The organism is Nocardia sp. NPDC004604 (assembly GCF_040609795.1).
GTDB lineage: Bacteria > Actinomycetota > Actinomycetes > Mycobacteriales > Mycobacteriaceae > Nocardia.
Map to the genome: position 1 here is coordinate 46,477 of NZ_JBEXLC010000051.1, position 8,337 is coordinate 54,813.

At 65.4% G+C, this 8,337-nt stretch carries 1 protein-coding gene; it reads right to left on the reverse strand.

The annotated features are described in order from the left end of the window. Nucleotides 1-23: 23 nt before the first annotated feature. Complete coding sequence (locus ABZW16_RS19885) at nt 24-8,264, reverse strand: SDR family NAD(P)-dependent oxidoreductase (protein WP_354957400.1); 8,241 nt, start codon at nt 8,262-8,264, stop codon at nt 24-26. Nucleotides 8,265-8,337: the final 73 nt, after the last annotated feature.

The following is an 8,337-nucleotide window of genomic DNA, read 5'->3' on the forward strand; positions in this document are numbered from 1 at the left end:
TGGCGCCCACCCGGTCATTGTTCCTAGCTCTCGAGCCAGCCCTCGATCGCTTCGGCGACATCCACTGAACCGTCCTCCAGGATCGTGAAGTGATCAGCCGGTACCGAAACAACGGTATGCGTCGAATCCCACGGTTCGGCTTGCCAGTTCACCCGATCCGATGAACTCCCCAGGAAGTTCTGGGCGCACTGGATGAACAACGTCGGCGTGGCGACGGAGCCGGGCACCATCTCCTGTAGGAACTGCACATACCGGCCCATGCCGGTCAGCCGGGCCTGGTCGAAGCGACCGAATGTGGCCTCCGCCGACACCATGCGTTCAGCCATCGCCCGAAGCAGCCATTCGCCGTCGTAGTGCACGTTGTAAGTGTCCAACAGGACCACGCCGTCGGGTGCTGGGCCACCAGCGGCTTCCAGGTGCTCGGTGACGAGGTAGGCCAACGATCCGCCGGAGGAGTATCCGACCAGAACGAACGGATCTCCCTGCGCCGCCTCGAGGACGGAGCGCGTCACGGCTTCCGCGGCCGCCGTCGGCGTCGTCGGCAGTGGCTCCCCCGTCCGACAACCGATCGGCGGCAGCGCCAAAACGTCACGGGCAGTTCGCAAATGCGATGCGATCCGGGCGTACTGATGTGCGCCGCCGGTGGCCAGCGGCGGAGCGAGGCAAATGATGCGTGGCAAGGTGGAGCCCGCGGCGAGCCGAATGGGCACCGGCACTCGGTCCAGTTCGTGGGCCGAGGAGAACTGCTCGCGCAGCTCCGCCGCCGCCCGCAACAAAGCGAAGCCCTTGCCGGCCTGGCCGGACGCTACCGCGCCACGGAACATCCCGTACAACGAGTCGTCCGAACCATCGGGTTCATGGTCGGTTCGTGAGTCTGCGGTGAGCTCCTTCTGCAGGTATCGGGCCAGTGCCGCCGGCGTCTTGTGATCGAAGATCGCGGCGGTCGGCAGCGTCAGGCCGGTGGAAGCGCTGAGGGCGGTGCGCAACTCCATGGCGGCCAGTGAGTCGAACCCCGATTCGAGGAAGTCCCGCTCGGGGTCGAGTGCCTCAGCGCTCTCATGTCCCAGCAGTCTCGCCACGTTCTCGAGGACGTGCGTCCGGAGCCACTGTTCCTGTTCGGACTCGGACAGTTGTGCCAGTCGTCTGCGAAGCGCCCCCACATCCTGTGTTCCGGTGCTCTGCCGACGCCCGGTCCGCTTGACCAAGTCGCTGAGCAGCGGGGGCACCGCGTCCAGAGCACGCAACGCGGCAAGGTCGATCTCGACCGGTACGTGTACCGGACGGTCCGTGGACAATGCCGCGTCGAACAGCTCGAGCGCCTTGGCGGCAGCCAGTGGCGGCACACCGCTGCGGCGCATACGCTGCCGATCGGCCTGGCTGAGCCGCTGAGTCAGTCCGGTTTCGGACTCCCACAGGCCATAGGCGAGCGAGGTGGCCGGCATGCCTTCGGCGTGACGGTGGGTCGCGAGCCCGTCGAGGAACATGTTGGCGGCTGCATAGCCGCCCTGACCCGGGGGCGGTACCAAGCCTGCCACCGAGGAGATCATCACGAAGGCGGACAGCCCGGCGTCACTGGTGAGCTCGTGCAGGTACCAGGCGGCGTCGGCCTTGGCACCGAGGCAGTAGTCGATCTGCTCCGGCGTCAAGTTGTCGACCAGCGCGTTGTGGGTAACCCCCGCCGCGTGGACGATCCCACCCAACGGATGCTCCGCGGGTATCGAGGCAAGCAGGTCCCGCAGCGCTGCACGGTCTGCGACATCGCAGGCGGCTACGCGCACCTCGGCGCCGAGAGCGTTGAGTTCCTCGATGAGATCCGCGGCGGCGGCTGGTCCACGTCGGCCGACCAACAGCAGGTGTCGTACGCCATGCTCGCTCACTAGATGCTTGGCGAGGTAGCTACCGACTCCGCCGGTACCACCGGTGATCAACACAGTCCGCTCGGGATCCCAGGGTGTCGGCCGCTCCGATTCTGGTGCGGCGGCGCGGATGAGCCGCGGCACCCGTGTCCCATCCGCATGGACGTTCAGTTCCGGCTCGCCCGTCAGCGCCGCTGTTACCAGGTGATCCGTCGTTATCGCTTCGGGAGCCTCGATGAGCACGATCCGCCCCGAGTTCTCCGCCTGCGCCGCGCGCACCAGACCCCACACCGCAGCCGCGGCCGGGTCGGCCGTGCTGTCGGTGATCACGGCGAGAGTGCTTGCGGCGTAGCGTTCGTCGCTCGAGAACTCCTGAATGACGCCGAGCGTGCGGTGCACAGCTGAGCGCAGCCGGACCGGCACTTCACCGCCGTCGAGCGGGGGCCGGAAAAGGAGGACCGAGGCCGTCTCCGCCGAGCCCCACTCGGCCCAGGAGACTCCCGCAACGGAGCGCAGCTCCGGACCGGGCCGCCAAGTGACTTCGAACAGCGCATCATGTGCGGACTGGGATGAGGCCGCGAGCAGTTCGAGGGGCAACGGGCGCAATGCGAGGGACTGTACCGAAAGCATGGGCGCGCCAACGGAATCGGCCATGGTCAGGGTGACTGTCCCCGCCTTCGGAGAGGTCAACCGAACCCTTACCCGCCGGGCGCCGTCGCTGTGCAAACGCACCGAAGACCAGGTGAATGGTACGAGGATCGGACGCTCGGCGTCCTCGTCCACGCCCTGCGGATGGCTGAAGGCCAGTGCATGCATCGCCGCATCGAGCAATGCGGGATGGACACCATAGCCCTGGGTAGAGGTTTGCTCGGGCAGCGAAACCTCGGCGAAGAGATCCTCGCCGCGGCGCCAGAGGGCTTCCAGACCTTGGAAGGCAGGCCCGTAGTTGTACCCGTTGTCGGCGAGTTCGTCGTAGGCGCCGGCCAGCAGCACCTGCGTGGCGCCGACCGGTGGCCACTGCGCGAAGTCGGCCCAGCTTTCCGCTTCGTCGGTCTCGCGGCTCGGGCGCACAGCGCCTTCCGCATGGTGCGTCCACGGGACCGACGGATCGTCATCATCCTTGCGCGAGTAGATGTCGAGCCGTCGGCGACCGGTCTCATCTCCGTCACCGACGATCACCTGGATCTGCGCACCGCCGTGCCCCTGGAGCACGAGTGGCGCCAGCAGCGTGAGTTCCTCCAGTTCCGGACAGTCGACCTGGTCTCCGGCGTGGATGGCCAGCTCGACGAATCCGGTGCCGGGCAGCAGCACGGTACCGAGCACGTCATGATCGGCCAGCCAGGGATGGGTGGCCGTGGACAGGCGGCCGGTGAATCGGACACCCCCGCTCTCCGGCTGCGCCAGCACCGCGCCCAGCATGGGATGTTCGGTGGACCGCAGACCGAGTGCGTGTGCCTCCCCGGTGTGCAGTTGGCCCGCGACCCAGAAGCGGCGGCGCTGGAAGCTGTATGTCGGTAGATCTATTTTCACTGCTCCGCTACCGGCGTGGTACGCCGTCCAGTCCACTGTCGTGCCTGCGACGTATAGCCGGGCGAGTCCGGTCAGCAAAGTCGTGGGGTCGGCGTTGTTGCGTCTGGCCAGAGCGATTGCGGTTGCGGTGTCGAGAGTTTGAGCGATCATCGGGGTCAGGACCGCATCGGGGCCGACCTCGGCGAACCGGGTCACACCCATATCCGCCATCGTGGCGACAGCGTCGGCGAATCGCACTGTCTTGCGGATATTCCCGACCCAATATGACGGGTCGATCATCTCGTGCTCGATCCGGGCACCGGTCACCGTGGATACCAACGCGATGCTCGGGCGGGTGAATGCCAAACCCTGTAGCACCGTGGCGAATTCGGCCAGCATCGGCTCCATCAACGCCGAATGGGAGGCATGCGAGATCCGCAACCGATGCGTCCGCCACCCACGCTCGATGCACGCCTCGACAATGGCCAGGACCGCGTCTTCGGCACCGGAGAGCACCACCGACGACGGACCGTTGACCGCCGCGATCGACACCTCACCACCCAGCAATGGCAGCACATCGGCTTCCGAAGCACCGACAGCGACCATCGCGCCACCGGAAGACAGCGCCTGCATCAACCGGCCACGCGCCGCCACCAACACACACGCATCCACCAGCGACAACACACCAGCCACATGCGCGGCAGCAACCTCACCAATCGAATGACCCGCCACCACATCCGCACGCACACCCCGCGATTCGAGCAACCGGAACAACGCCACCTCGAACGCGAACAAACCCGCCTGCGCGAACACCGTCGCATCAACCAGATCCTCGGACGCCAACGCCACATTCAACGAAACCGATTGCCCGAGAAGCGGATCCAGTTCAGCCACGATCGCATCGAAAGACTCGGCAAACACCGGATACGCACCGCGCAGCTCAGTAGCCATGCCCGCCCACTGCGCACCCTGACCGGAAAACACCACACCCGTCGAACCCGGTACCACGCGACCGGTCACCACACCGGGAGCCGGCACGCCCCCGGCCAGCGCCCGCACTCCCGCGAGGAGACCGTCGCGATCGTCGCCCAGGACAACAGCGCGATGGTTGAACACAGCACGCGTGCTGGCCAGCGAGAAACCGACATCGATCGGGTCCAGGTCGTGGTCGGCCACATGAGATGCCAGGCGGGCAGCCTGACCGGCAAGAGCCGCAGCACTGCGTGCCGAAACCAGCCACGGCAGCACCCCACCCACCGGGTCGGTCTTCACTACCGGCACCGCCTCCACGGCCGCGGGCTGCTCCAGGATGACGTGGGCGTTGGTGCCGCTGATACCGAACGAGGACACACCGACACGACGCGGCCGATCCACCACCGGCCACGACACCTCCTCGGTCAACAACCGCACATGCCCCTCGGACCAATCGACCTTCGTCGAGGGCTGATCCACATGCAGCGTTCGCGGCAACACACCGTGCTGCATCGCCATCACCATCTTGATCACACCACCCACACCCGCGGCAGCCTGGGAATGACCGATATTGGACTTCAACGACCCCAACCACAACGGACGATCCCCCGCACGATCCTGCCCATACGTCGCCAACAACGCCTGCGCCTCGATCGGATCACCCAAAGTGGTACCCGTGCCGTGGGCCTCGACCGCATCCACCTCGACCGGGGACACCCCCGCGTTCGCCAACGCTTGGCGGATCACCCGCCGCTGCGACGGACCATTCGGCGCGGTCAAACCATTCGACGCACCATCCTGATTCACCGCCGAACCAGCCATCACCGCCAAAACCTGATGACCATTACGGCGGGCATCGGACAAACGCTCCAACACCAACACACCGGCACCTTCGGCCCAGCCGACACCATCGGCCGTGTCGGCGAAGGACTTACACCGACCATCCGGCGACAAACCCCGCTGCCTGCTGAACTCCACAAACGTCTCCGGCGTCGCCATCACTGCCACACCACCGGCCAATGCCAGATCACACTCACCCGACCGCAGCGACTGCGCGGCCAAATGCATTGCCACCAGCGATGATGAACAGGCCGTATCCACTGAGACGGCTGGGCCTTCCAGCCCCAGGGTGTAGGCGATTCGACCCGACACCAAACTGCCGGTCGCGTTGCCACCGGCGCCCTGCGCGTAGTCGTGGTACATCACACCGGTGAACACCCCGGTCGAACTGCCACGCAATACCGCCGGATCCACACCGGCGCGCTCCAACGCCTCCCACGTCGTTTCCAGGAGTTGCCGCTGTTGCGGATCCATCCCCGTGGCCTCGTTCGGGCTGATCCCGAAGAAGTCCGCATCGAAATCTGCAGCAGTATGCAGGAACCCACCTTCCCGGGTGTAGGACTTGCCCACCCGACCAGATTCCGGATCATAGATGCCCTCGATATCCCAGCCACGGTCGACCGGGAGCATCGATATCGCATCCCCACCGTTACGGACCAGTTCCCAGAGCTCCTCAGGTGAAGTGACCCCGCCGGGATAACGGCAGGCCATTCCGACCACCACGATCGGGTCGTCGTCAAGAGCTCTGCTGGCAGTGACCACGACATCCCGGCTGGTGCCCGCGAACTCATCGGCAAGATACTTCGCCAAAGCCTGCGGTGTCGGATAGTCGAACACCAGGGTCGCGGGGAGGTGCAGGCCCGTCACGGTTTTGAGGGCATTGCGGAACTCGATAGCGGTGATCGAATCGAAGCCCAGCTCGTTGAAGGCCTTGTCCGCCGCAATTGCGTTGACGTCCTGATGACCCAGAATCGCCGCGACCTGACCACGCACGATCTCCACGAGCACACCGAAACGCTCACCCTCGGGAGTGTTCGCCAAACGAGCGCGAAGCGCAGTGGCGGCTCCGGAGGCTGCTTTGCGGCGATGCGGGATCAGCGCGGAAAACAGTGCGGGCGCCGTGAATCCAGCGCTGCGCATGGCATCCAGGTCCAGACGAGCAAGCACAGGGGCCGCCGCGTCGATCCCGGTCGCGGCATCGAACAGCGCGAGGCCTTCTTCTTCCGAGAGCGGCAGCATGCCCGAACGAGACATGCGGTGACGGTCCCGGTCGCTGAGTTCCGCGGCCATACCCCCGCCCACGCTCCACAAACCCCAGGCGTACGACTGACCGCAGAGCCCGGATGCCCTGCGGTGTGCCGCCAGAGCATCCAAACACGCGTTAGCCGCGGCATAGTTGCCCTGACCAGGGTTGCCGAACGCACCAGCCACCGAACTGAACAGCACAAACGCCTTCAACCGCAGATCCGCAGTCAATTCATGCAGATGCAGAGCAGCATCGACCTTCGGCCGCAACACCGCATCCAACCGATCCACGGTCAACGAAGCGATGGCACCATCATCGAGCACACCAGCCATATGGAACACACCCGTGAGTGGATGACCAGCAGGCACACCCGCCAACACCTCGGCGAGCGCACCACGATCGGCAACATCACAAGCCACGAACCCGACCTCGACACCAAGACCCTGCAACTCCGCCCGCAACTCCAAAGCACCAGAAGCAGATTCACCACGGCGGCTCAACAACAACAGACGACGCACACCACGTGCGTTCACCAGGTGCCGAGCGAACAACCCACCCAGATAGCCGCTGGCACCGGTGACCAGAACAGTGTCATCCGGATCGAAGGCGTCGGTCGTCGGAGCGGTCGCGGCAGCGGAGACGACCCGGGCGAGCCGCGCTCCGTATACCTGTCCACCACGCACGGCCACCTGCGGTTCCTCCGCAGCCAGAATCCCACCCAGCAGCCCACCGAGTTCGGCACCGGCATCTTCGGAATCGGTGTCGAGCAACACGATCCGGCCAGGGCTCTCCGCCTGGGCGGAACGCACCAGACCACCCACAGCAGCACCGGCCAAGTTCGTAATGTCTTCCCCGGCAACCGAAACCGCACCACTGGTTCGGACCACCAGCACCGACTCACCGAACCGCTGATCAGCAATCCAGGACTGAAGCACCTGCAGCACATCATGAGTCGCAGCGTGAACAGCAGCGGGATCGTTACCCGCCGGGCAATCCAACACCACCACCTGCGGAACCTGCTCGCTCTCGTCACCGAGATCCGCCCACGACAGGGCGGTGAGGTCGGCTTCGGACACCGAGATCGGTGTCCAGCCGATGTCGAACAAAGCGGTGCGGGCAATGGGTGTGCCGGTGGTGAGCTGCGCGGGATCGATCGGCCGGGAAGCCAGCTGCCGCACAGTCGCTACCGGAGCACCCGTCATGTCCGCCAGATCCAAACCAACCGTATGTTCACCGATACGGGTGAGCCGAACGCGCAACGCGTCGGCCCCGGCCGCATGCACGGTGACACCGGACCACTCGAACGGCAACGCCAGTCCGGTTCCCTCCGCCGAGGTGTCATCGGCAAAACGCAGGGCGTGCAAGGCGGCGTCGAGCAACGCGGGATGCACTCCGAACCGCTCCGCCTCGGTTCGGGCCTGCTCAGGCAATTCGACCTCGGCGTAGATACCGTCGGATCCCCGCCAGACCGACCGCAGCGCCTGGAACACCGGACCATAGTGATAGCCCTGCGCATCAAGGGAATCGTAAACACCATCGATGTCCACGGCGACCGCACCGGCGGGCGGCCACTGCACCAGATCGACAGCCGCGCTGTCGAATCCGGACGCGAGCACGCCTTCGGCGTTCAACGTCCACGACAACGCCGACACCGTATCGACGTCATCATCGGGCCGAGAGAAGATCCGCACACCGCGACGGCCGGTCTCGTCCTCGGCGTCGACAACAACGCGCACCGCAACCCCGGTCGACTCCGACAGTGCCAGCGGGGCTCGCAGGACCAACTCCTCGAGGGTCGAGCAGCCGACCTGTTCTCCGGCGTGCAGGGCAAGCTCGACCAAACCGGAAAAAATATTGTAGCAGCTGGATTAGCTGAGCAATGTGAAGTGCAATTAGCTTATGCAATTGGTGTAG